Origin of the sequence: Bradyrhizobium sp. SZCCHNS1022, assembly GCF_032484835.1 — a bacterium.
GTDB lineage: Bacteria > Pseudomonadota > Alphaproteobacteria > Rhizobiales > Xanthobacteraceae > Bradyrhizobium.
Genome location: NZ_JAUETT010000006.1, coordinates 277,642 through 299,636, shown reverse-complemented (window position 1 = coordinate 299,636; position 21,995 = coordinate 277,642). Strand labels below are relative to the sequence as shown.

Genomic DNA, 21,995 nt, shown 5'->3' with positions numbered 1-21,995 from the left:
TGCCCCTATGTGCCGGGGGCATGTTCCGAAAAACGGAAGCCGGACGGCAAATGCCCGCCCGACTGTGCAGAAGGCCCGCGAGCAACGGTCTTCTGTCATCCATGATGCGTCGCGTTGTCGTGGGAATGCTGGCTGCGGCGGATCGCAGATGTTAAAGCCGGAGCGCTCGAGTCTTCTACGGTCAGGCCGGCCGTGCAGCATCGGTTGGTTCAATGGCGTCCAAAACTTCAATGTCTGACGGTCGGCAACCTGCGTCCGAAGGCGATCCCGCCTCGGATCCGGCCAAGCTCGTTGTGGCCAAATCCGAAGCCCTCAAGACCGAAGCTCCAAAGACGGGCGCGCCGAAACCTGCCGTGCCCAAAGGGCCGGCCGCCGGCAAACCGCCGGCTCCGGTCGACGATGAGGATGACGAGGACGAAGACGAAGACGAGCAGGACGAGGAGGAGGAGGGCCTCGACCTCGATGATGATGACGACGACGAAGACCTCGTCGTCTTTACTGCACGCGAAGCCGCCGGTGCGTTGGCGACGGTCTATGGCTTCGTCGCGCCGCTGCTGGCCAAATACAAGAAGATGCTGGCCTTCGTCACCTTGGGCGTCCTTGTCGAGACGCTGTTCAACGTGATCATGCCGCTCAGCCTCAAGTTCCTGATCGACGACGCGCTCGGCGAGGAGGATTTCGAGGCGCTCTATCGCATCCTAGGCGTGCTCGCCGCCGCCGGCATCTTCACCTCGATCGTCGCTGTGCTGTACGAGCGCTGGGACGCGCGGCTCGCCGCCTGCGTCATCTCGGATGTGCGCACGCGGCTGTTCGAGCACGTCCAGAATCTCCCTGCAGCCTATTTTCAGCGGACCAAGCGCGGCGAGATCCTGTCGCGTTTCTCCGTCGACATGTCGGCGTTCGAAGGGGTGGTGAAGAGCTTCTCGAACAGCGCGGCACTGCCGTTTCTGGAACTGATCGCGGGCATCATCCTGATGCTCTTCCTGAACTGGCAGCTGGCCGTGGTGGCGCTCCTGGTGTTTCCGATCACGCTGATCGGCCCGCGGATTCTGACGCCCATGGCGGTGGTGGCCAATTACGAGCAGAAGGTCAACGAGTCCTCGCTGCTCGGCGTGATCCACGAGAACATCGCAGCTCAGGCGGTGATCAAGGCGTTCAGTCTGCACCGCAAGGTGTTCGGCTGGTTCACCCTGCGCAATGACGCGGCCCGGCAGAAGATGGCCTCTGCCATGTTCCTGTCGACCATGGTCGAGCGCACCGTGACGATCGCGGTGCTGTTGCTCCACCTCGTGGTGCTGGCGCTCGGCGCCTATCTCGCCACCAAGGGCCAGATCACGGTCGGGACCTTCGTCACCTTCGAAAGCGCGTTCTGGGAGGTGTCCTACAACATCGCCCATGTCATGCATTTCATTCCGGTGTCGATCTCGTCCGCCGCGGCCATCCGCCATATGCAGGAGCTTTTGGACGAGCCGACCCGTGGCGCAGACCGTCCGGGCGCGCCGGACCTGCCGCGCATCAGCCACGACATCACCTTCGAGCGCGTCACCTTCCAATACGAGGGCAGCGCGACGCCGGTGCTCGACAATCTCAGCCTCAAGCTTGAGGTCGGCAAGCGGATTGCGATCGTCGGCCCGTCAGGCTCGGGCAAGAGCACGCTGCTCAACCTGATCCTGCGGCTCTATGTTCCGGACGAAGGGCGCGTCACCATCGACGGCGTCGACATCCGCAAGGTGACCCGCGACTCGCTGCGCCGGAGCATGGCGGTCGTGTTCCAGGAGAACATGTTGTTCAACATGTCGCTGCGGGAGAACATCCGACTCGGTAAGGAGGGCGCAACCGACGCCGAGGTCGTGGAAGCCGCGAAGAAGGCCGAGATCCACCGCTACATCATGAGCCTGCCGCAGAAATACGATACGTTGGTGGGTGAACGCGGCGACACGCTGTCGGGCGGGCAGCGCCAGCGCATCGCCATTGCGCGGGCGATCATCCGCAATCCCTCGGTGCTGCTGCTGGACGAGGCGACCTCGGCGCTCGACCAGACCACCGAGGCTGCCATCAACCACACGCTGCTGAAGGTCGCCAAGGGCCGTACCATGATCTGGTCGACCCATCGCCTGACCTCGGTCGTCGAGATGGACGAGATCATCGTGATCTCCGGCGGCCGCGCGATCGAGCGCGGCACGCATGCTGAACTGCTCGCCAAGAACGGGGTCTATCGCAAGCTCTGGGACGACCAAGGGCACATGCCGCAGACGGCCGATTCGGCCAATCGGACCGATCCCGACGATGATGATGACGACGAGGACGACGACGCGGCGTGAACGGGATCGTCGCGCGGGGTGGTGGCCGGCCATTTGCGTGGGTTGCGTAGGCCGGGGCGGTCGGCGAATCCCATCGCGGCAGAATCGATCTGTCTGCGGCGCCAAGCGCCTCCGGGCGCCCTGACGAACTTGCGATTCCCGGCGCCTCGTCTGCATGCCCCTGATCTGAATTCAAAAAAAATCAAATAAAATCAATTACTTTTCCGAGATCTTCAATCCGAAGCTCGCAAAGCGAATCGACCGCGAAAGGGCGCGAACTGTTGGAATCGCAGCGCCGGCGAGCGCAAAATCCAGCGGATCGGGCCGTCAAGATCGGCGAGGGGGCGCAGTTCGGCGGCGACGCCGACAGGACAAGCCGGCCGGCCGCCGCCAAGGGATGACGGTCCTCGATGCCAACACCTGCGCTGTCTTTGGTGGCCGCTCGATGCTGCCTTGCGGAATGCAAAGAAAGACTTATCTCGTTGGAACATCGGTATATTCTCAATCGGATGCACATGCGGACAGGCGCCCTCGCGGGGGCACGTCCCGGCTCGGGCCGCCGCCTGCGGTGCCGCGGAAAGCGCAGCTGCCAGAGGCCTTTCTTCTGGTCTCTTGCAGCATCGTTTTGCTTGACTTGGGTATTTACCGCTTATAAAACGCGCCCACTTAACGACAGGCGGTGAGCTTCGCCAGCGTCGGTACGGAACACCCGGACCACCCCGAAACGGGCAGGGATGGGCACCACCCTCGACGAATGCCGCTCAAACGCTGTCGATTATAGCTAGGCAATGCCAGGACGATTTTAGTTCTCTTGAGCAAGTCCTCTTGAGATCGAATTCGGATGCATGACCTCAGGTGGTGGCCGTCGGCTGTGCCGACCGGCTCTGACTGCGGTCCTCTGTGGCGTCAAGCGCTTTCCGTTCAGCGATGAGCGGTTGGCGCACTTTCGCTTTGCGCAGATGTTTTTCGCGCTGGCGGCCCGGTGAGGCGGGGAACCTCAGTAGGAATTTGCGGGCACCACGCGACGTGGTTTTCGTAAGAACGTTGAGAAGGGTGAAGGCCAAGATGCCGACGATCAACCAGCTGATCGCAAATCCGCGCGTTGTGCAGAAGTCGCGCAAGAAGGTGCCGGCGCTGCAGCAGTCGCCGCAGAAGCGCGGTGTTTGCACGCGCGTCTACACCACGACGCCGAAGAAGCCGAACTCGGCGCTTCGTAAGGTCGCCAAGGTGCGCCTGACCAACGGCTTCGAGGTGATCGGTTACATCCCGGGTGAAGGCCATAACCTTCAGGAGCACTCGGTGGTCATGATCCGCGGTGGTCGCGTCAAGGACTTGCCGGGCGTGCGCTACCACATTCTCCGCGGCGTCTTGGATACCCAGGGCGTCAAGAACCGTAAGCAGCGCCGTTCGAAGTACGGCGCCAAGCGGCCCAAGTAAGACGTTCGAGATAAGCGGGAACAGAACACATGTCGCGTCGCCACTCTGCCGAAAAGCGTGAAGTGCTTCCGGATCCGAAGTTCGGGAACGTCGTCATTACGAAGTTCATGAATTCGGTGATGTATGCCGGCAAGAAGTCGGTCGCCGAAAGCATCGTTTACGGCGCGCTCGGCGTCATCGAGAGCAAGACCAAGCAGAATCCGCTGACGGTGTTCGAGCAGGCGCTCGACAACGTGATGCCGACCATCGAGGTGCGCTCCCGCCGCGTCGGCGGTGCGACCTACCAGGTTCCGGTCGAAGTGCGTTCGACGCGTCGGCAGGCTTTGGGAATTCGTTGGCTGATCTCCGCGGCGCGCGATCGCAACGAGAAGACGATGACCGAGCGGCTCTCGGCGGAGCTACTCGACGCCTCGAACAACCGGGGGAACGCCGTCAAGAAGCGTGAAGACGTGCATCGCATGGCGGAAGCCAACCGCGCCTTCTCGCACTATCGCTGGTAACGGCGACCCGAACGGAAATTTAGGAACAGGTCCATGCCCCGCCAACATGCCATCGAGGACTACCGTAACTTCGGTATCATGGCGCATATCGACGCCGGTAAGACCACGACCACCGAGCGCATTCTGTATTACACCGGCAAGAGCCACAAAATCGGCGAGGTGCACGAGGGTGCCGCGACGATGGACTGGATGGAGCAGGAGCAGGAGCGCGGCATCACGATCACGTCGGCCGCGACCACCGCGTTCTGGAACGGCAAGCGTCTGAACATCATCGATACGCCCGGCCACGTCGACTTCACCATCGAGGTGGAGCGTTCGTTGCGCGTGCTGGACGGCGCCGTGTGCGTGCTCGACTCCAACCAGGGCGTCGAGCCGCAGACCGAGACTGTCTGGCGCCAGGGCGACAAGTACAAGGTGCCGCGCATCGTCTTCGCCAACAAGATGGACAAGACCGGTGCCGACTTCTTCAAGTGCCTGGCGGACATCGTCGATCGCCTGGGCGCGAAGCCGGTTGCGATCCAGCTGCCGATCGGTGCTGAGAACAATTTCAAGGGCGTTGTCGACCTCGTGAAGATGCAGGGCATCGTCTGGAACGACGAGTCGCTCGGTGCGAAGTTCGACTATGTCGACATTCCGGCGGATCTTGCCGACCAGGCCAAGGAATATCGCGAGAAGCTGGTGGAAGCCGCCGTCGAGCTCGACGACGACGCCATGGCTGCCTATCTCGACGGCAAGGAGCCGGACGAGGCGACCTTGAAGAAGCTGCTCCGCAAAGCGGTTCTGACCGGCGCCTTCTATCCGGTGCTATGCGGCTCGGCCTTCAAGAACAAGGGCGTGCAGCCGCTGCTCGACGCCGTTGTCGACTATCTGCCGTCGCCGCTCGACGTGCCTGCGATCAAGGGCACTGACGACAAGGGCAACGAAGTCGTGCGCAAGGCGGACGACAAGGAGCCGCTGTCGCTGCTCGCGTTCAAGATCATGGACGACCCGTTCGTTGGCACCATCACCTTCTGCCGCATCTATTCGGGCATCCTGCAGAGCGGCACCGGCGTCGTGAACTCGACCCGCGAGAAGAAGGAGCGCATCGGCCGCATGCTCTTGATGCACGCGAACAATCGCGAGGACATCAAGGAAGCCTATGCCGGCGACATCGTCGCGCTGGCTGGCCTCAAGGAAGCGCGCACCGGTGATACGCTCTGCGATCCGACCCACCAGGTGATCCTGGAAAAGATGGAATTCCCGGAGCCGGTGATCGAGATCGCGATCGAGCCGAAATCGAAGGCGGACCAGGAGAAGCTCGGCATCGCGCTGGCGAAGCTGGCGGCGGAGGATCCGTCGTTCCGGGTGTCGACCGATCACGAGTCCGGCCAGACCATCCTGAAGGGCATGGGCGAGCTTCATCTCGACATCAAGGTCGACATCTTGAAGCGGACCTACAAGGTGGACGCCAATATCGGCGCGCCGCAGGTGGCGTTCCGTGAGCGCATCACCAAGCCTGCCAATGTGGATTACACCCACAAGAAGCAGACCGGCGGCACCGGCCAGTTCGCGGCCGTCTCGCTGGTGGTCGAGCCGAACGAGCCGGGCGGCGGCTACGTGTTCGAATCCAAGATCGTCGGTGGTGCGGTTCCGAAGGAATACATCCCCGGTGTTGAGAAGGGCATCGAGAGCGTGCTCGGCTCTGGCGTGGTCGCCGGCTTCCCGGTGGTCGACGTCAAGGTGGCGCTGGTCGACGGTAAGTATCACGACGTCGACTCTTCGGCGCTGGCCTTCGAAATCGCATCGCGCGCGGCCTTCCGCGAGGCGCTGCAGAAGGGCAAATCGGTTCTGCTCGAGCCGATCATGAAGGTCGAAGTGGTGACGCCGGAAGACTACACCGGTTCCGTCATCGGCGACTTGAACTCGCGGCGTGGCCAGATCCAGGGCCAGGACATGCGCGGCAATGCCAACGTCATCAACGCGATGGTGCCGCTCATGAACATGTTCGGTTACGTGAATAACCTGCGCTCGATGAGCCAGGGGCGCGCGACCTTCACGATGCAGTTCGACCACTACGCGGAAGCGCCGGCCAACGTGTCGGCGGAAGTCCAGAAGAAGTTTGCCTGATTGTCGTTAGCTCAAGTTAGCGACTGAACGGAGAGTCAAATGGCCAAAGCAAAGTTTGAACGTAACAAACCGCACTGCAACATCGGCACCATCGGTCACGTCGACCACGGCAAGACGTCGCTGACGGCTGCGATCACCAAGATCCTGGCCGAGACCGGTGGCGCGACGTTCACTGCATACGACCAGATCGACAAGGCGCCGGAAGAGAAGGCCCGCGGCATCACCATCTCGACCGCGCACGTCGAGTACGAGACCAAGAACCGCCACTACGCGCACGTCGACTGCCCCGGCCACGCCGACTACGTGAAGAACATGATCACCGGCGCCGCCCAGATGGACGGTGCGATCCTGGTCGTGTCGGCTGCTGACGGCCCGATGCCGCAGACCCGCGAGCACATCCTGCTCGCCCGCCAGGTCGGCGTTCCGGCGCTGGTCGTGTTCCTCAACAAGTGCGACATGGTCGACGATCCGGAGCTGCTCGAGCTCGTCGAGCTCGAGGTCCGCGAGCTGCTCTCGAAGTACGAATTCCCGGGCGACAAGATCCCGATCATCAAGGGTTCGGCGCTCGCCGCTCTGGAAGATTCGGACAAGAAGCTCGGTCACGACGCGATCCTCGAGCTGATGCGCAATGTCGACGAGTACATTCCGCAGCCGGAGCGTCCGATCGACCAGCCGTTCCTGATGCCGGTGGAAGACGTGTTCTCGATCTCGGGCCGCGGCACCGTGGTGACCGGCCGTGTCGAGCGCGGCATCATCAAGGTTGGCGACGAAATCGAGATCGTCGGCATCCGTCCGACCCAGAAGACCACGGTCACCGGCGTAGAGATGTTCCGCAAGCTGCTCGATCAGGGTCAGGCGGGCGATAACATCGGCGCGCTGCTTCGCGGCACCAAGCGCGAGGAAGTCGAGCGCGGCCAGGTGCTGTGCAAGCCGGGTTCGGTCAAGCCGCACACCAAGTTCAAGGCTGAGGCTTACATCCTCACCAAGGAAGAGGGCGGCCGTCACACGCCGTTCTTCACCAACTACCGTCCGCAGTTCTACTTCCGCACCACCGACGTGACCGGTGTCGTGCATCTGCCGGAAGGCACCGAGATGGTGATGCCGGGCGACAACATCGCGATGGAAGTGCACCTGATCGTGCCGATCGCGATGGAGGAGAAGCTGCGCTTCGCCATCCGCGAGGGTGGTCGCACCGTCGGCGCCGGCGTCGTCGCCGCGATCATCGAGTAACAAGCGATAGGGAATGGCGAGTGGCGGGTGGACCAGATCCATTCGCTACTCGCTACTCGCCACTCACTAGAGAAAGCATACGGCAATGAACGGCCAGAACATTCGCATCCGTCTCAAGGCGTTCGACCATCGTATCCTCGATACGTCGACGCGGGAGATCGTGAACACGGCGAAACGGACCGGCGCGCAGGTTCGCGGACCCATTCCGCTGCCGACCCGCATCGAGAAGTTCACCGTCAACCGTTCGCCGCACGTCGACAAGAAGAGCCGCGAGCAGTTCGAGATGCGCACCCACAAGCGCCTGCTCGACATCGTCGATCCGACCCCGCAGACCGTTGACGCGCTGATGAAGCTCGATCTGGCCGCCGGTGTCGACGTCGAGATCAAGCTCTAAGATTTTTGGATTCACGTCCGCGTGTTGCGGACACACAGAAGAACAGGATGCACGCCGATGCGCTCCGGAGTGATCGCACAAAAGGTCGGGATGACGCGGGTCTTCACGGAGACCGGCGAACATATCCCCGTGACCGTGCTGAAGCTCGGCAACTGCCAGGTGGTTGGTCACCGCACCAAAGACAAGAACGGCTACGTCGCGCTGCAGCTCGGCGCCGGCAGCCGTAAGACCGTGTACATGCCGAAGGCCGAGCGCGGTCAGTTCGCGGTCGCCAAGGTCGAGCCGAAGCGCAAGCTCGCCGAATTCCGCGTCAGCGAGGACGCGCTGATTCCGGTCGGCGCCGAAATCCAGGCTGACCACTTCGTTGTCGGCCAGTTCGTCGACGTCACCGGCACCTCGATCGGTAAGGGGTTTGCCGGCGGTATGAAGCGCTGGAATTTCGGCGGTCTGCGCGCCACTCACGGCGTGTCGATCTCGCATCGTTCGATCGGTTCGACCGGTGGTCGTCAGGACCCCGGCAAGACCTGGAAGAACAAGAAGATGCCCGGTCACATGGGTGTGGAGCGCGTCACCACGCTGAACCTGCGTGTGGTGCAGACGGATGTCGAGCGCGGCCTGATCCTGGTGGAAGGCGCGGTGCCCGGTTCCAAGGGCGGCTGGATCTCGGTGCGCGACGCCGTGAAGAAGCCGCTGCCGAAGGAAGCGCCGAAGCCCGGCAAGTTCAAGGTCGCTACCGAGCAGGCTGCGGAAGCTGCGGCCGTGCAGGAGGGCGCATAACATGGAACTGAAAGTCACCACCCTCGAGGGCAAGGAAGCCGGCTCGGTCCAGCTGTCCGACGCCATCTTCGGTCTTGAGCCGCGCGCGGATATCATCGCGCGTTGCGTTCAGTGGCAGCTGAACAAGCGCCAGGCCGGCACTCACAAGGCCAAGGGCCGCGCCGAAGTCTGGCGCACCGGCAAGAAGATGTACAAGCAGAAGGGCACCGGCGGTGCTCGTCACGGCTCGGCTCGCGTGCCGCAGTTCCGTGGCGGCGGCCGCGCCTTCGGTCCGGTGGTGCGTTCGCACGCCACTGATCTGCCGAAGAAGGTGCGCGCGCTTGCGCTCAAGCATGCGCTGTCGGCCAAGGCAAAGGACGGCGACCTGGTCGTGCTGGAGAACGCGACGCTCGAGACCGCCAAGACCAAGGCGCTGGTCGGGCACTTCTCCGGCCTCGGGCTCACCAACGCGCTGATCATCGACGGCGCCGAGCTGCACGGCGGGTTCGCCAATGCGGCCCGCAACATCCCGAACATGGACGTGCTGCCGATCCAGGGCATCAACGTCTACGACATTCTGCGCCGTCAGAAGCTGGTGCTGACCAAGGCGGCGATCGATGCGCTGGAGGCGCGCTTCAAATGAAGACCATCGATCCGCGCCACTACGACATCATCCTTTCGCCGGTCGTGACCGAGAAGGCGACCTACGCCTCCGAGCACAACAAGGTTCTGTTCAAGGTGGCCGCCAAGGCGACCAAGCCGCAGATCAAAGAGGCGATCGAGAAGCTGTTCGACGTCAAGGTCAAGAGCGTCAACACGCTCGTGCGCAAGGGCAAGACCAAGATGTTCCGCGGCCATTTCGGGTCGCAGTCGGACTCCAAGCGCGCGATCGTGACCCTCGAAGAGGGCCACCGCATCGACGTGACCACCGGGCTATAAGGCTGTACTGCCATGGCATTGAAGACATTCAACCCCACGACGCCGGGCCAGCGCCAGCTGGTGATGGTCGATCGTTCGGCGCTCTACAAGGGCAAGCCGGTCAAGGCTCTGACCGAAGGCAAGCTGTCGAGCGGCGGCCGCAACAACACCGGCCGCATCACCGTCCGCTTTCTTGGTGGCGGCCACAAGCAGTCGTACCGCACGGTCGATTTCAAGCGCGACAAGGTCGACGTTCCCGCCACCGTCGAGCGGCTGGAATATGATCCGAACCGCACCGCCTTCATCGCCCTGGTCAAGTATCAGGACGGCGAGCTGGCCTACATCCTGGCCCCGCAGCGCCTTGCGGTCGGCGACACCATCGTCGCCGGCAACTATGTCGACGTGAAGCCGGGCAACGTCATGCCGCTCGGCAACATGCCGGTCGGCACGATCGTCCACAACATCGAGGTCAAGATCGGCAAGGGTGGTCAGCTGGCGCGTTCGGCCGGCACCTACGCCCAGATCGTCGGCCGCGACCAGGACTACGTGATCCTGCGCCTGAACTCGGGCGAGCAACGCCTGGTGCACGGCCGTTGCCGTGGCACGATCGGCGCGGTGTCGAACCCGGACCACATGAACACCTCGATCGGCAAGGCCGGCCGCAAGCGTTGGATGGGCCGTCGGCCCCACAACCGCGGCGTCGCCATGAACCCGATCGATCACCCGCACGGCGGCGGCGAAGGCCGTACTTCCGGCGGTCGTCACCCGGTCACGCCGTGGGGCAAGCCCACCAAGGGCAAGAAGACCCGCACCAACAAGTCGACCGATAAATTCATTCTGTTGAGCCGCCACAAGCGGAAGAAGTAAGGAACGCCGAGATGGTTCGTTCAGTCTGGAAGGGCCCGTTCGTCGAGGCGTCGCTGCTCAAGAAGGCAGATGCGGCGCGGGCGTCTGGCCGGCACGACGTGATCAAGATCTGGAGCCGCCGTTCGACCATCCTGCCGCAGTTCGTCGGGCTGACGTTCGGCGTCTACAACGGCCAGAAGCATGTGCCGGTGGCGGTCAACGAGGAGATGGTCGGTCACAAGTTCGGCGAGTTCTCGCCGACCCGGACCTTCCACGGCCATTCCGGCGACAAGAAAGCCAAGAAGGCCTAAGAGTAGGCTTGAGGATTAAGCGATGAGCAAACCAAAGCGCGAACGGAGCCTCCCGGACAACGAGGCCAAGGCGGTCGCCAGGATGTTGCGGGTGAGCCCGCAGAAGCTCAACCTGGTCGCCCAGATGATCCGCGGCCGGAAGGCCTCTTCTGCGCTCGCCGACCTGCAGTTCTCGCGCAAGCGGATCGCGGTCGACGTCAAGAAGTGCCTGGAATCGGCGATCGCCAATGCCGAGAACAACCATGACCTCGACGTCGACGCCCTCGTCGTGTCGGAGGCCTTCGTCGGCAACGGCATCGTCATGAAGCGGTTTTCGCCGCGCGGCCGTGGCCGCTCGGGCCGGATTTTCAAACCATTTTCGCAGCTGACGATCGTCGTTCGTCAGGTCGAGGCGAGCGCGTAAAGGCGCTGGGAGAATACGATGGGTCAAAAGATCAATCCGATCGGCTTGCGTCTCGGCATCAACCGGACCTGGGATTCGCGCTGGTTCGCGGGCAAGGCCGAATACGGCAAGTTGCTGCATGAGGACGTCAAGATCCGCGAGATCCTGCACAAGGAGCTCAAGCAGGCGGCCGTCGCGCGCATCGTCATCGAGCGTCCGCACAAGAAGTGCCGCGTCACCATCCACTCGGCGCGTCCGGGTGTCGTGATCGGCAAGAAGGGCGCCGACATCGACAAGCTGCGCAAGCGCGTCGCCGACATCACCTCGTCGGACGTCGTCATTAACATTGTCGAGATCCGCAAGCCCGAGCTCGATGCGACCCTGGTTGCGGAATCGATCGCGCAGCAGCTCGAGCGCCGCGTCGCGTTCCGCCGCGCCATGAAGCGGGCGGTGCAGTCGGCAATGCGTCTGGGTGCCGAAGGCATCCGTATCAACTGCTCGGGCCGTCTGGGCGGCGCGGAAATCGCCCGCATGGAGTGGTATCGCGAGGGACGGGTGCCGCTGCACACGTTGCGCGCCGATATCGACTACGGCACGGCGACCGCATTCACCACGTTCGGCACCTGTGGCGTGAAGGTCTGGATCTTCAAGGGCGAGATCCTCGAGCACGATCCGATGGCGCAGGACAAGCGGATGGCAGAAGGCGACGGTGGCGGCTCGCAGCGCTCCCGCCGCGACGCGGCCTGATCGATCGCCGCGAGAACACAGGTTTGAGGGCTAACAGCCATGATGCAACCAAAGAAAACCAAGTTCCGAAAGGCGCATAAGGGCCGTATCCACGGCGTTGCGTCCTCGGGCGCGACGCTGGCCTTCGGCCAGTTCGGGCTGAAGGCCATGGAGCCGGAGCGCGTCACCGCGCGCCAGATCGAAGCCGCCCGTCGTGCGCTGACCCGTCACATGAAGCGCGCCGGCCGCGTCTGGATCCGCATATTCCCGGACGTTCCGGTGTCGAAGAAGCCGGCCGAAGTCCGCATGGGCTCCGGCAAGGGCTCGCCGGAATTGTGGGTGGCGCGGGTGAAGCCGGGCCGCGTGATGTTCGAGATCGACGGCGTGAGCAACCAGATCGCGCGCGAGGCGCTGACGCTGGCGGCCGCCAAGCTGCCGATCAAGACGCGCTTCGTCGAGCGCATTGCGGAGTAACGGTCATGGCCGAGATGAAAGTTTCCGATATTCGCGCGATGAGCCCCGATCAGATGGAGGACGCGATCCTCAACCTGAAGAAGGAGCGCTTCAACCTGCGTTTCCAGCGCGCCACCGGGCAGCTGGAAAACACCTCGCGGCTGCGTGAGGCGCGCCGCGACATCGCCCGCATCAAGACCATCGCCGCGCAGCAGCGCGCCAAGACGAAGTAAGAGGCTCGACACATGCCGAAACGGACCCTCCAGGGCGTTGTCGTCAGCGACAAGCAGGCCAAGACCGTGGTAGTGCGCGTCGACCGGCGCTTCACCCACCCGATCTACAAGAAGACGATCCGCCGCTCGAAGAACTACCACGCCCATGACGAGAACAACGAGTTCAAGCCGGGCGACACGGTCTGGATCGAAGAGAGCCGGCCGGTCTCGAAGTTGAAGCGCTGGACCGTGATCCGGGGCGAACACAAGAAAACCGCCTGAGGCGAGCGGGCCCTTTCGGGGCCGGTTTCGCTTTCGGGAGCAATCAAGGCGCGACTGTCTCGCGCGAGCATATAAAGAGGACGAGGTGCATCAATGATTCAGATGCAGACCAACCTCGACGTGGCCGACAATTCTGGCGCACGCCGTGTCATGTGTATCAAGGTGCTGGGCGGTTCCAAGCGCCGCTACGCCACCGTGGGCGACATCATCGTGGTGTCGATCAAGGAAGCCATTCCGCGCGGCAAGGTGAAGAAGGGCGACGTCATGAAGGCCGTCGTGGTGCGCGTCCGCAAGGACATCCGCCGCGCCGACGGCTCGGTGATCCGCTTCGACCGCAACGCGGCCGTTCTGATCAACAACCAGTCGGAGCCGGTCGGCACCCGTATCTTCGGGCCGGTGCCGCGCGAGCTGCGCGCCAAGAACCACATGAAGATCATTTCGCTTGCGCCGGAGGTGCTGTGATGGCTGCCAAGATCCGCAAGGGCGACAAGGTGATCGTGCTGACCGGCCGCGACAAGGGTCGCACCGGCGAGGTGTTCGAGGTGCGTCCCGACGAGAGCACCGCATTGGTGCGCGGCATCAACATGGTGAAGCGCCACCAGAAGCAGACCCACAATCAGGAGGGCGGCATCATCTCCAAGGAAGCGCCGATCCACCTGTCCAACATCGCGTATGTCGGCAAGGATGGGAAGCCGACCCGCGTCGGATTCAAGGTTCTGGCAGACGGCAAGAAGGTTCGCGTCGCCAAGAGCTCGGGAGCAGAGATCGATGGCTGAGACCGCTTACGTGCCGCGCCTGCGCGCGGAATATGACCGCAAGATCAAGAGCCAGCTGACCGAGAAGTTCGGCTACGCCAACGTCATGCAGGTGCCGCGGCTCGAGAAGGTCGTGCTGAACATGGGTGTCGGCGAGGCTGTGAACGACCGCAAGAAGGCGGAGACGGCGGCGGCCGACCTGTCGCTGATCGCCGGCCAGAAGGCGGTTGTGACCTATTCCCGCAACGCGATCGCGACCTTCAAGCTGCGCGAGAACCAGCCGATCGGCTGCAAGGTCACCTTGCGGAAGGCGCGCATGTACGAGTTCATCGACCGCCTGATCAACGTCGCGCTGCCGCGCGTCCGCGACTTCCGCGGCCTGAACCCGAAGAGCTTCGATGGCCGCGGCAACTACTCGCTCGGCATCAAGGAGCACATCATTTTCCCCGAAATCGACTTCGACAAGGCGGGGGAGAGCTGGGGCATGGACATCACGGTGTGCACCACGGCGAGCAACGACGAAGAGGCGCGTGCCCTTCTGACCGCATTCAATTTCCCGTTCCGGCAGTGAGACGCTGACTTCGAGCCTCTCAAACGCGGATACCTAGGAGCCAAGCATGGCAAAGAAGAGTTCAATCGAGAAGAACAACCGGCGCAAGCGGATGGCGAAGAACGCCGCCCCGAAGCGCGCGCGGTTGAAGGCGATCATCGCCGACAAGGAAAAGCCGATGGAGGAGCGGTTCGCCGCCACCCTGAAGCTCGCCGAAATGCCGCGCAATTCGTCGGCGACGCGCATCCGCAACCGCTGCGAGCTGACCGGGCGTCCGCGCTCGAACTATCGCAAGAACAAGCTGAGCCGCATCGCGCTGCGCGAGCTCGGCTCGAAGGGCCTGATTCCGGGCCTCGTGAAGTCGAGCTGGTAAGGAGGATCGCTCATGTCAACGCACGATCCCATCAGCGATCTGATCACCCGCATCCGCAACGCGCAGATGCGCTCGAAGTCGAAGGTCTCGACCCCGGGTTCGAAGATGCGCGCCAGCGTGCTCGAGGTCCTGAAGTCGGAAGGCTACATTCGCGGCTATGCCACGGTGGAGCATTCGTCGGGCCGCAGCGAGATCGAGATCGAGCTGAAATATTTCGACGGCGAGCCCGTGATCCGCGAGATCGAGCGGGTTTCGAAGCCCGGCCGGCGCGTCTACACCTCGGTGAAGAATTTGCCGCGCGTGAACAACGGGCTCGGAATTTCAGTGTTGTCGACCCCGAAGGGAATCATGGCCGATCATGACGCGCGGGACGCGAATGTCGGCGGTGAAGTTCTCTTCACGGTGTTCTAAGAAGGATTGAGCAATGTCACGTATTGGCAAGAAGCCTGTGGCGGTGCCGTCCGGTGTGACGGCCTCCGTCGATGGCCAGACCGTCAAGATGAAGGGGCCGAAAGGCCAGCTTCAGTTCATCGTCCATGACGATGTCGAGGTGAAGTTCGAGGGCGGCCAGGTCAAGGTCGCTCCGCGCGCCGAGACCAAGCGTGCGCGTTCGCTTTACGGCACCGCGCGCGCCCAGATCGCCAACCTGGTCGAAGGCGTCACCAAGGGTTTCGAGAAGAAGCTCGAGATCACCGGCGTCGGCTATCGCGCCGCGATGCAGGGCAAGAACCTGCAGCTCGCGCTCGGCTACAGCCACGACGTGGTCTATCAGATCCCGGAAGGGATCACGATCACCGTGCCGAAGCCGACCGAGATCACGGTCACGGGCATCGACTCCCAGCGGGTCGGGCAGGTCGCGGCCGAGATCCGTGCCTATCGTCCGCCGGAGCCCTATAAGGGCAAGGGCGTGAAGTACGCGAACGAATTCATCTTCCGCAAGGAAGGCAAGAAGAAGTAACGGAGCCGGTCATGTCGAGAGCCAAGGTTACGAATGCCCGGCGCAAGCAGCGCGTCAGGCTGGCGTTGCGCCGCTCCGCGAACGGTCGGCCGCGTCTGTCGGTGTTCCGTTCGTCGAAGCACATCTATGCGCAGGTCATTGACGACCAGAAGGGCGAGACGCTCGCCTCTGCCTCGTCGATGGAGAAAGAGATGCGTTCTTCCAGCAACACCGGCGCCAATATCGATGCCGCCAAGGCGGTGGGCAAGCTGCTCGCCGAGCGGGCGGTGCAGGCGGGCATCAAGGAAGTTGTGTTCGATCGCGGCAGCTATCTCTATCACGGCCGCGTCAAGGCATTGGCGGATGCGGCGCGCGAGAGCGGGCTGAGCTTCTAACTTATTCGGATAGATCAAGAGGCTCAGGGCCTCCTTAGAGATTGGATAGCACCATGGCAGGTGAACGCGAACGCGGCGGCCGCGAACGGAGCAGGGAGCGCGAGGAGCGCGACAGCGAGTTCGTCGACAAGCTCGTCCACATCAATCGTGTCGCGAAGGTCGTGAAGGGTGGTAAGCGCTTTGGCTTTGCCGCGCTCGTCGTGATCGGCGACCAGAAGGGCCGGGTCGGGTTCGGCCATGGCAAGGCCCGTGAGGTGCCGGAGGCGATCCGCAAGGCGACTGACTCGGCGAAGCGCAACCTGACCCGGGTGGCGCTCCGCGAGGGCCGCACGCTGCACCACGACATCTTCGGCCGCCACGGCGCCGGCCGCGTCTACCTGCGTGCCGCTCCGGCCGGTACCGGCATCATCGCCGGCGGCCCGATGCGCGCGGTGTTCGAGACGCTCGGCATCCAGGACGTGGTTGCGAAGTCGATCGGCTCGTCGAATCCGTACAACATGGTGCGGGCGACCTTCAACGCGCTGAAGCACCAGGACTCGCCGCGCTCGGTGGCGGCGCGCCGCAACATCAAGGTGTCGACCCTGCAGGCTCGCCGCGTCGGCGGCGATGCCGAGGCCGCGGCCGACTAATCATTCGCGCTGCGGGGCTCGCAGCGCATCTTGGAGTTAAAACGATGGCTAGCGCCAAGACGATCAAGGTCGAGCAGATCGGCAGCCCGATCCGCCGCCACCACTCGCAGCGTTCGACGCTGATCGGGTTGAAGCTCAATAAGATTGGCCGGGTCGCCGAGCTGCCGGATTCGCCGGAGGTTCGTGGCATGATCACCAAGGTTCAACATCTCGTCCGCGTCGTCGACGAGAAGTAATTTAAGGAGAAGGGCGATGAAGCTCAGCGAGATCGCCGACAATCCCGGCTCGCGCAAGCAGCGCATGCGGGTCGGCCGTGGCATCGGGTCGGGCAAGGGCAAGACCTCGGGCCGCGGCGGCAAGGGCCAGACCGCGCGTTCGGGCGTGCGCATCAAGGGCTTCGAAGGCGGCCAGATGCCGATGCATCGCCGTCTGCCGAAGCGTGGCTTCAACAACATCTTCCGGCTCGATTTCGTCGAGATCAATCTCGACCGCATTCAGCAGGCGATCGATGCCAAGAAGCTTGACGCCGGCAGCGTGATCAACGCCGAGGCGCTGGTGAAGTCCGGTGCGCTGCGCCGCGCCAAGGACGGCGTGCGGCTGCTTGGCCGTGGCGAGCTCAAGGCCAAGGTCAATATCGAGGTGCACGGCGCCTCGAAGTCGGCGATCGCGGCCGTTGAGAAGGCTGGCGGCACCGTGAAGATCCTGGCGCCCGCGCCCGTCGAAGGCGGCGAGGCGGCGTAACATCTGCGTCATCGCTCTGCCTTAAGCGTCAACGGCGCGGGGCAGGGCGATAGACAGATTAAACCCGCGCACCAAATATATCCGGCGCTCGCCTTCGGAAACGAAGCACTCGTCCCGCGAGCCCATCGCGGGATATGCGGCCAAAATCGGCGGCCAAGAAGGGCGGCGGGAGAAAGCCAAAGATGGTCTCAGCAGCGGAACAACTGGCGGCAAACATCAATCTTGGCGATTTTGCCAAGAACGAGGAGCTGAAGAAGCGCATCTGGTTTACCCTTGGCGCGCTGCTCGTTTATCGTCTTGGGACCTACATTCCGCTGCCGGGCATTGATCCCGCGATCTGGGATTCGGTGTTCCGTACCCAGGCCGGCGGCATTCTCGGCATGTTCAACATGTTCGCCGGCGGCGGCATTCACCGCATGGCGATCTTCGCGCTGAACATCATGCCGTATATCTCGGCATCGATCATCATTCAGCTCCTGACGACCGTCTCGCCGCAGCTGGAAGCCCTGAAGAAGGAAGGCGAGGCGGGCCGCAAGACGCTGAATCAGTACACGCGCTACCTCACCGTGATTCTTGCCGCCGTGCAGTCCTACGGCATTGCAGTCGGCCTGGAAGGCGCCGGCAACGTCGTCAGCGATCCCGGCCTGTTCTTCCGGCTGTCGACCGCGATTACGCTCACCGGCGGCACCATGTTCCTGATGTGGCTGGGCGAGCAGATCACCTCGCGCGGCATCGGCAACGGCATTTCGCTGATCATCCTGTCTGGTATCGTGGCCGAGCTGCCGTCGGCGCTCGCCAACATGCTGGAACTCGGCCGTCAGGGCGCCATGTCCACCGGCGTGATCCTGCTGGTGATCATCATGGCGGTCGCCGTGATCGCCTTCATCGTCTTCATGGAGCGGGCCCAGCGCCGGCTCCTGATCCAGTACCCGAAGCGCCAGGTCGGAAATAAGATGTTCGAGGGGCAGTCTTCGCATCTGCCGCTGAAGCTCAACACCTCGGGCGTGATTCCGCCGATCTTCGCCTCGTCGCTGCTCTTGCTGCCGACCACGGTCGCCAACTTCAACGCGGGCAAGGGACCGGAGTGGTTCCAGTGGATCACCACCCAGCTCGGTCACGGCCGGCCGCTGTTCCTGATCCTGTACCTGGCGCTGATCCTGTTCTTCGCCTTCTTCTACACCGCGATCGTGTTCAACCCGACCGAGACGGCCGACAATCTGAAGAAGCATGGCGGCTTCATCCCGGGCATCCGGCCGGGCGAACGGACCGCAGAATATATCGACTACGTGCTGTCCCGGATCACCGTCATCGGCGCCATCTATCTGGCAATTGTTTGTTTGATTCCGGAAATTCTGATTTCCTACGCTTCCGTGCCGTTCTACTTTGGCGGCACCTCGCTTCTGATCGTGGTCAGCGTGACGATGGATACCGTGGCGCAGATTCAGGGGTATCTGCTGGCCCATCAATATGAGGGCCTGATCAGGAAGTCGAAATTGCGGGGGCGGCGCCGCGGCTAGCGGCTGGTCGCGCCCGGAAAACCAACAGCCAAGAACAAGGTGCGCGGTCACTTCGCTCACCATGTGCCGGGGGGCGAATAGAGATGAGACTGATTCTTCTGGGACCGCCGGGATCGGGCAAGGGAACGCAGGCGCAGCGCTTGGTGCAGCGCTACGGCATCGTCCAGCTGTCGACCGGCGACATGCTCCGCGCCGCGGTAGCGGCCCAGACCCCGATCGGGCTGAAGGCCAAGGACATCATGGCTGCCGGCGGCTTGGTGCCGGACGAGGTCGTGGTCGGCATCATCGCCGACCGGATCGAGCAGCCGGATGCTGCCAACGGCTTCATCCTGGACGGCTTCCCGCGGACGGTGCCGCAGGCCGAGGCGCTCGACGTGCTGCTCAAGAAGAAGCAGATGAACCTCGATGCCGTGATCGAGCTAAAGGTCAATGAGGGCGTACTGTTGGAGCGCGTGGAGCGGCGGGCCGCGGAAACCCGGGCGCGTGGCGAGGCCGTGCGCGCGGACGACACGCCGGAGGTGCTGACCAAGCGGCTGGCGAGCTATCGCGAGCAGACCGAACCCCTCGTTCATTACTATTCCGATCATCGCAGGCTCGCCACGGTCGACGGCATGATGTCGGTCGAAGAGGTGACGGAGGAAATCAGCCGGATCCTGGCTGCCGTCGGCGCCAGTGGCACCAGCCGCGCCGCCAAGAAGGCCAGCGCCGCCAAACGAGGCCCCAAGGCTGGGAAGAAGGCTGGCAAAAAAGCTGCCAAGACGACGGCCAAAGCGGCTGCCAAGACCACCGCCAAGGCAGGGGCAAAGAAGGCGGCAAAGGCTGGCGTTGCCAAGAAAGCGGCAAAGGCGGCCCCCAAAAAGGCTGCCAAAGCAGCCTCGAAAGCCAAAAAGGCTGGAAAATCGGCGAAAAAGGCCGCCAAGAAGGGGGCCAAGCACGCCGTCGCTGCGGCCAGCAAGGCGTCCAAGGGAGCGCGTAAGACCGCTGGAAAGGCTGCAAAAAAGCAGCGAAAAGCGAAGTCAAGAGCCTAGGGGCGGTTGACGACAGGCGTATGAATCCATTAATAAGCCCGCATCCAAGTCGGATAGTTTTCAAAAAGATGCCGGGCCCCACGAATCGAGGGGTGGGCGTCTTGTTCGCGTTTGCGGACATCTGCCCGAGATAGCGAGAACGAAAGCCGCTCCGCAACGGATCGGCGACAGGAGAGAAGTCCGTGGCCCGTATTGCCGGTGTCAACATCCCGACCAATAAGCGCGTTCTGATCGCGCTCCAGTACATCCATGGCATCGGCCCGAAGATCGCGGCCGACATCCTGGACAAGGTCAAGATTGCCGAGGATCGCCGCGTCAATCAGCTGAGCGACCAGGAAGTTTTGCAGATCCGCGAAGTGATCGACCGCGACTATGTGGTCGAGGGCGACCTGCGGCGCGAGACCGGCATCAATATCAAGCGGCTGATGGATCTCGGCTGCTACCGCGGCCTGCGTCATCGTCGCGGCCTGCCGGTGCGCGGCCAGCGCACCCATACCAATGCGCGTACGCGCAAGGGGCCGGCCAAGGCGATCGCCGGCAAGAAGAAGTAATTGGCGGATTGCGGGTGGCGAATGGCGAGTAGGGGAAGCCCTATTCGCTTTTCGCCGTTTACCATTCGCCTTTTTGGTGTAGCCGCTGGTACTACGGCGGCGTTGAGATCGTAAGAAAGGTACTTATATGGCCAAGGAAGCCACACGCGTTCGTCGTCGCGAGCGTAAGAACATCGCCTCCGGCGTCGCGCATGTGAACTCGTCGTTCAACAACACCACCATCACCATCACCGACGCACAGGGTAACACCATTGCCTGGTCGTCGGCCGGCACGATGGGGTTCAAGGGATCGCGCAAGTCGACTCCTTATGCTGCGCAGGTCGCGGCGGAGGACGTGTCCAAGAAGGCCCAGGAACACGGCATGCGCACCCTCGAAGTCGAGGTCGCAGGCCCGGGTTCGGGACGTGAATCGGCGCTCCGTGCGCTGCAGGCTGCGGGCTTCACCGTTACCTCGATCCGCGATGTGACGACGATCCCGCACAATGGCTGCCGTCCGCGCAAGCGTCGGCGTGTGTGATGTGACGGAGGCGGGCCCATCGTCCGCCTCTTTGTGCTTTTGAGATATTTCGATGGCCGCGATCTGATGCGCGGATCTCCAACGCCAGTCGATCAGACCGGGATAGACTGGCCCGTATGGGTGAAACAGTGACGATCCAGAAAAATTGGCAAGAATTGATTCGGCCGAACAAGCTCCAGGTCACGCCGGGTTCCGACGCGACCCGTTTCGCCACCGTGGTTGCCGAGCCGCTGGAGCGCGGCTTCGGCCAGACGCTGGGCAATGCCCTGCGCCGCATCCTGCTGTCCTCGCTGCAGGGCGCCGCCGTGCAGTCGGTGCACATCGACGGCGTGCTGCATGAGTTCTCCTCGATCGCCGGCGTCCGCGAGGACGTCACCGACATCGTGCTGAACATCAAGGACATCTCGATCAAGATGCAGGGCGAAGGCCCGAAGCGGATGGTCGTGAAGAAGCAGGGGCCGGGTGTAGTCACCGCCGGTGACATCCAGACCGTCGGCGACGTCGTCGTGCTCAATCCGGATCTGCAGATCTGCACGCTGGACGAGGGCGCCGAGATCCGCATGGAATTCACGGTCACGACCGGCAAGGGCTACGTGCCGGCCGAGCGCAACCGTCCTGAGGATGCGCCGATCGGCTTGATCCCGATCGACAGCCTGTTCTCGCCGGTCCGCAAGGTCTCCTACAAGGTCGAGAACACCCGCGAGGGCCAGATCCTCGACTACGACAAGCTCACGATGACGATCGAGACCAACGGCGCGATCTCGCCGGAGGACGCGGTGGCCTATGCCGCCCGCATCCTGCAGGACCAGCTCAACGTCTTCGTCAACTTCGAAGAGCCGCGCAAGGAAGTCGCGCAGGAGATCATTCCGGATCTCGCTTTCAACCCGGCCTTCCTCAAGAAGGTGGACGAGCTCGAGCTGTCGGTCCGTTCGGCGAACTGCCTGAAGAACGACAACATCGTCTATATCGGCGACCTCGTGCAGAAGTCGGAAGCGGAGATGCTGCGCACCCCGAACTTCGGCCGCAAGTCGCTGAACGAGATCAAGGAAGTGCTGGCCCAGATGGGCCTGCATCTCGGCATGGAAGTGCCGGGCTGGCCGCCGGAGAACATCGACGAGCTCGCCAAGCGCTTCGAGGATCACTACTGAG

The 21,995-nt window shown here is 63.0% G+C and carries 31 protein-coding genes; all 31 read left to right on the top strand.

The genetic code is table 11. The features are described from left to right. Positions 1 to 212: 212 nt before the first annotated feature. Entirely contained in the window at positions 213 to 2,321 is a 2,109-nt protein-coding gene (locus QX071_RS29555) for an ABC transporter ATP-binding protein (RefSeq protein WP_315705634.1), read from the top strand. A gap of 1,044 nt (positions 2,322 to 3,365) precedes the next feature. Then, positions 3,366 to 3,737 carry a 30S ribosomal protein S12 gene (rpsL, locus tag QX071_RS29550; protein WP_008969396.1) on the top strand — a complete coding sequence of 124 codons (372 nt, stop codon included), beginning with the start codon at positions 3,366 to 3,368 and terminating at the stop codon, positions 3,735 to 3,737. Between the two features lie 29 nt (positions 3,738 to 3,766). Further along, on the top strand, positions 3,767 to 4,237 hold the full coding sequence (rpsG, locus tag QX071_RS29545) for a 30S ribosomal protein S7 (RefSeq protein ID WP_315705635.1): 471 nt from the start codon (positions 3,767 to 3,769) through the stop codon (positions 4,235 to 4,237). 33 nt (positions 4,238 to 4,270) lie between these two features. Next, the gene (gene fusA / locus QX071_RS29540) at positions 4,271 to 6,343 is read left to right on the top strand and encodes an elongation factor G (protein ID WP_315705636.1); all 2,073 of its coding nucleotides are present in this window, start codon (positions 4,271 to 4,273) and stop codon (positions 6,341 to 6,343) included. Between the two features lie 39 nt (positions 6,344 to 6,382). Beyond that, positions 6,383 to 7,573, top strand: a complete 1,191-nt coding sequence (gene tuf, locus QX071_RS29535; protein ID WP_315705638.1) for an elongation factor Tu — start codon at positions 6,383 to 6,385, stop codon at positions 7,571 to 7,573. Positions 7,574 to 7,658: 85 nt separating this feature from the next. Then, complete coding sequence (gene rpsJ / locus QX071_RS29530; protein WP_002712302.1) at positions 7,659 to 7,967, top strand: 30S ribosomal protein S10; 309 nt, start codon at positions 7,659 to 7,661, stop codon at positions 7,965 to 7,967. Between the two features lie 57 nt (positions 7,968 to 8,024). Beyond that, positions 8,025 to 8,744 (top strand): 50S ribosomal protein L3, encoded by a 720-nt coding sequence (gene rplC, locus QX071_RS29525; RefSeq protein ID WP_315705639.1) that lies wholly within the window; start codon positions 8,025 to 8,027, stop codon positions 8,742 to 8,744. A gap of 1 nt (position 8,745) precedes the next feature. Further along, positions 8,746 to 9,366 carry a 50S ribosomal protein L4 gene (gene rplD / locus QX071_RS29520; protein ID WP_315705640.1) on the top strand — a complete coding sequence of 207 codons (621 nt, stop codon included), beginning with the start codon at positions 8,746 to 8,748 and terminating at the stop codon, positions 9,364 to 9,366. Further along, positions 9,363 to 9,662 carry a 50S ribosomal protein L23 gene (locus QX071_RS29515; protein ID WP_315705641.1) on the top strand — a complete coding sequence of 100 codons (300 nt, stop codon included), beginning with the start codon at positions 9,363 to 9,365 and terminating at the stop codon, positions 9,660 to 9,662. The genes rplD and QX071_RS29515 overlap by 4 nt, the downstream gene beginning before the upstream one ends. 12 nt (positions 9,663 to 9,674) lie before the next feature. Further along, complete coding sequence (gene rplB, locus QX071_RS29510) at positions 9,675 to 10,508, top strand: 50S ribosomal protein L2 (RefSeq protein ID WP_315705642.1); 834 nt, start codon at positions 9,675 to 9,677, stop codon at positions 10,506 to 10,508. 11 nt (positions 10,509 to 10,519) lie between these two features. Next, positions 10,520 to 10,798 (top strand): 30S ribosomal protein S19, encoded by a 279-nt coding sequence (gene rpsS, locus QX071_RS29505; protein ID WP_008963465.1) that lies wholly within the window; start codon positions 10,520 to 10,522, stop codon positions 10,796 to 10,798. Positions 10,799 to 10,820: 22 nt separating this feature from the next. Beyond that, on the top strand, positions 10,821 to 11,201 hold the full coding sequence (gene rplV, locus QX071_RS29500; RefSeq protein WP_315705643.1) for a 50S ribosomal protein L22: 381 nt from the start codon (positions 10,821 to 10,823) through the stop codon (positions 11,199 to 11,201). An 18-nt stretch (positions 11,202 to 11,219) separates the two neighbouring features. Next, positions 11,220 to 11,927 (top strand): 30S ribosomal protein S3, encoded by a 708-nt coding sequence (gene rpsC / locus QX071_RS29495; RefSeq protein WP_315705644.1) that lies wholly within the window; start codon positions 11,220 to 11,222, stop codon positions 11,925 to 11,927. 39 nt (positions 11,928 to 11,966) lie between these two features. Beyond that, entirely contained in the window at positions 11,967 to 12,380 is a 414-nt protein-coding gene (gene rplP, locus QX071_RS29490; RefSeq protein WP_315705645.1) for a 50S ribosomal protein L16, read from the top strand. 5 nt (positions 12,381 to 12,385) lie between these two features. Next, positions 12,386 to 12,592: a 50S ribosomal protein L29 gene (rpmC, locus tag QX071_RS29485; protein ID WP_315705646.1), complete on the top strand. Its 207-nt coding sequence runs from the start codon at positions 12,386 to 12,388 to the stop codon at positions 12,590 to 12,592. Between the two features lie 12 nt (positions 12,593 to 12,604). Continuing rightward, positions 12,605 to 12,853, top strand: coding sequence for a 30S ribosomal protein S17 (rpsQ, locus tag QX071_RS29480; protein ID WP_315705647.1), 249 nt, complete (start codon positions 12,605 to 12,607; stop codon positions 12,851 to 12,853). A 93-nt stretch (positions 12,854 to 12,946) separates the two neighbouring features. Continuing rightward, positions 12,947 to 13,315, top strand: coding sequence for a 50S ribosomal protein L14 (gene rplN / locus QX071_RS29475; RefSeq protein ID WP_006611848.1), 369 nt, complete (start codon positions 12,947 to 12,949; stop codon positions 13,313 to 13,315). After that, positions 13,315 to 13,629 carry a 50S ribosomal protein L24 gene (rplX, locus tag QX071_RS29470; RefSeq protein WP_315705648.1) on the top strand — a complete coding sequence of 105 codons (315 nt, stop codon included), beginning with the start codon at positions 13,315 to 13,317 and terminating at the stop codon, positions 13,627 to 13,629. Before rplN ends, rplX begins: the two co-directional genes overlap by 1 nt. Continuing rightward, on the top strand, positions 13,622 to 14,179 hold the full coding sequence (gene rplE / locus QX071_RS29465; RefSeq protein WP_315705649.1) for a 50S ribosomal protein L5: 558 nt from the start codon (positions 13,622 to 13,624) through the stop codon (positions 14,177 to 14,179). Before rplX ends, rplE begins: the two co-directional genes overlap by 8 nt. Positions 14,180 to 14,225: 46 nt before the next feature. Then, on the top strand, positions 14,226 to 14,531 hold the full coding sequence (rpsN, locus tag QX071_RS29460; RefSeq protein ID WP_315705650.1) for a 30S ribosomal protein S14: 306 nt from the start codon (positions 14,226 to 14,228) through the stop codon (positions 14,529 to 14,531). Positions 14,532 to 14,543: 12 nt separating this feature from the next. Further along, positions 14,544 to 14,942 (top strand): 30S ribosomal protein S8, encoded by a 399-nt coding sequence (gene rpsH / locus QX071_RS29455; RefSeq protein WP_315705651.1) that lies wholly within the window; start codon positions 14,544 to 14,546, stop codon positions 14,940 to 14,942. Positions 14,943 to 14,955: 13 nt separating this feature from the next. Further along, on the top strand, positions 14,956 to 15,489 hold the full coding sequence (gene rplF, locus QX071_RS29450; RefSeq protein WP_315705652.1) for a 50S ribosomal protein L6: 534 nt from the start codon (positions 14,956 to 14,958) through the stop codon (positions 15,487 to 15,489). 11 nt (positions 15,490 to 15,500) lie between these two features. Further along, on the top strand, positions 15,501 to 15,863 hold the full coding sequence (rplR, locus tag QX071_RS29445) for a 50S ribosomal protein L18 (protein WP_315705653.1): 363 nt from the start codon (positions 15,501 to 15,503) through the stop codon (positions 15,861 to 15,863). A gap of 53 nt (positions 15,864 to 15,916) precedes the next feature. Next, positions 15,917 to 16,492 (top strand): 30S ribosomal protein S5, encoded by a 576-nt coding sequence (gene rpsE / locus QX071_RS29440; protein ID WP_315705654.1) that lies wholly within the window; start codon positions 15,917 to 15,919, stop codon positions 16,490 to 16,492. Positions 16,493 to 16,536: 44 nt separating this feature from the next. Continuing rightward, positions 16,537 to 16,728: a 50S ribosomal protein L30 gene (gene rpmD / locus QX071_RS29435; RefSeq protein ID WP_315705655.1), complete on the top strand. Its 192-nt coding sequence runs from the start codon at positions 16,537 to 16,539 to the stop codon at positions 16,726 to 16,728. A 16-nt stretch (positions 16,729 to 16,744) separates the two neighbouring features. Further along, positions 16,745 to 17,233 carry a 50S ribosomal protein L15 gene (gene rplO / locus QX071_RS29430; RefSeq protein WP_315727913.1) on the top strand — a complete coding sequence of 163 codons (489 nt, stop codon included), beginning with the start codon at positions 16,745 to 16,747 and terminating at the stop codon, positions 17,231 to 17,233. 182 nt (positions 17,234 to 17,415) lie between these two features. Beyond that, positions 17,416 to 18,750 carry a preprotein translocase subunit SecY gene (gene secY / locus QX071_RS29425; protein ID WP_315705657.1) on the top strand — a complete coding sequence of 445 codons (1,335 nt, stop codon included), beginning with the start codon at positions 17,416 to 17,418 and terminating at the stop codon, positions 18,748 to 18,750. Between the two features lie 83 nt (positions 18,751 to 18,833). After that, positions 18,834 to 19,778 carry an adenylate kinase gene (locus QX071_RS29420; RefSeq protein WP_315705658.1) on the top strand — a complete coding sequence of 315 codons (945 nt, stop codon included), beginning with the start codon at positions 18,834 to 18,836 and terminating at the stop codon, positions 19,776 to 19,778. Positions 19,779 to 19,960: 182 nt separating this feature from the next. Further along, positions 19,961 to 20,329, top strand: coding sequence for a 30S ribosomal protein S13 (rpsM, locus tag QX071_RS29415; RefSeq protein WP_315705659.1), 369 nt, complete (start codon positions 19,961 to 19,963; stop codon positions 20,327 to 20,329). Positions 20,330 to 20,456: 127 nt separating this feature from the next. Continuing rightward, on the top strand, positions 20,457 to 20,846 hold the full coding sequence (gene rpsK, locus QX071_RS29410) for a 30S ribosomal protein S11 (RefSeq protein WP_012045029.1): 390 nt from the start codon (positions 20,457 to 20,459) through the stop codon (positions 20,844 to 20,846). A 116-nt stretch (positions 20,847 to 20,962) separates the two neighbouring features. Beyond that, positions 20,963 to 21,994 (top strand): DNA-directed RNA polymerase subunit alpha, encoded by a 1,032-nt coding sequence (locus QX071_RS29405; protein WP_315705660.1) that lies wholly within the window; start codon positions 20,963 to 20,965, stop codon positions 21,992 to 21,994. Position 21,995: the final 1 nt, after the last annotated feature.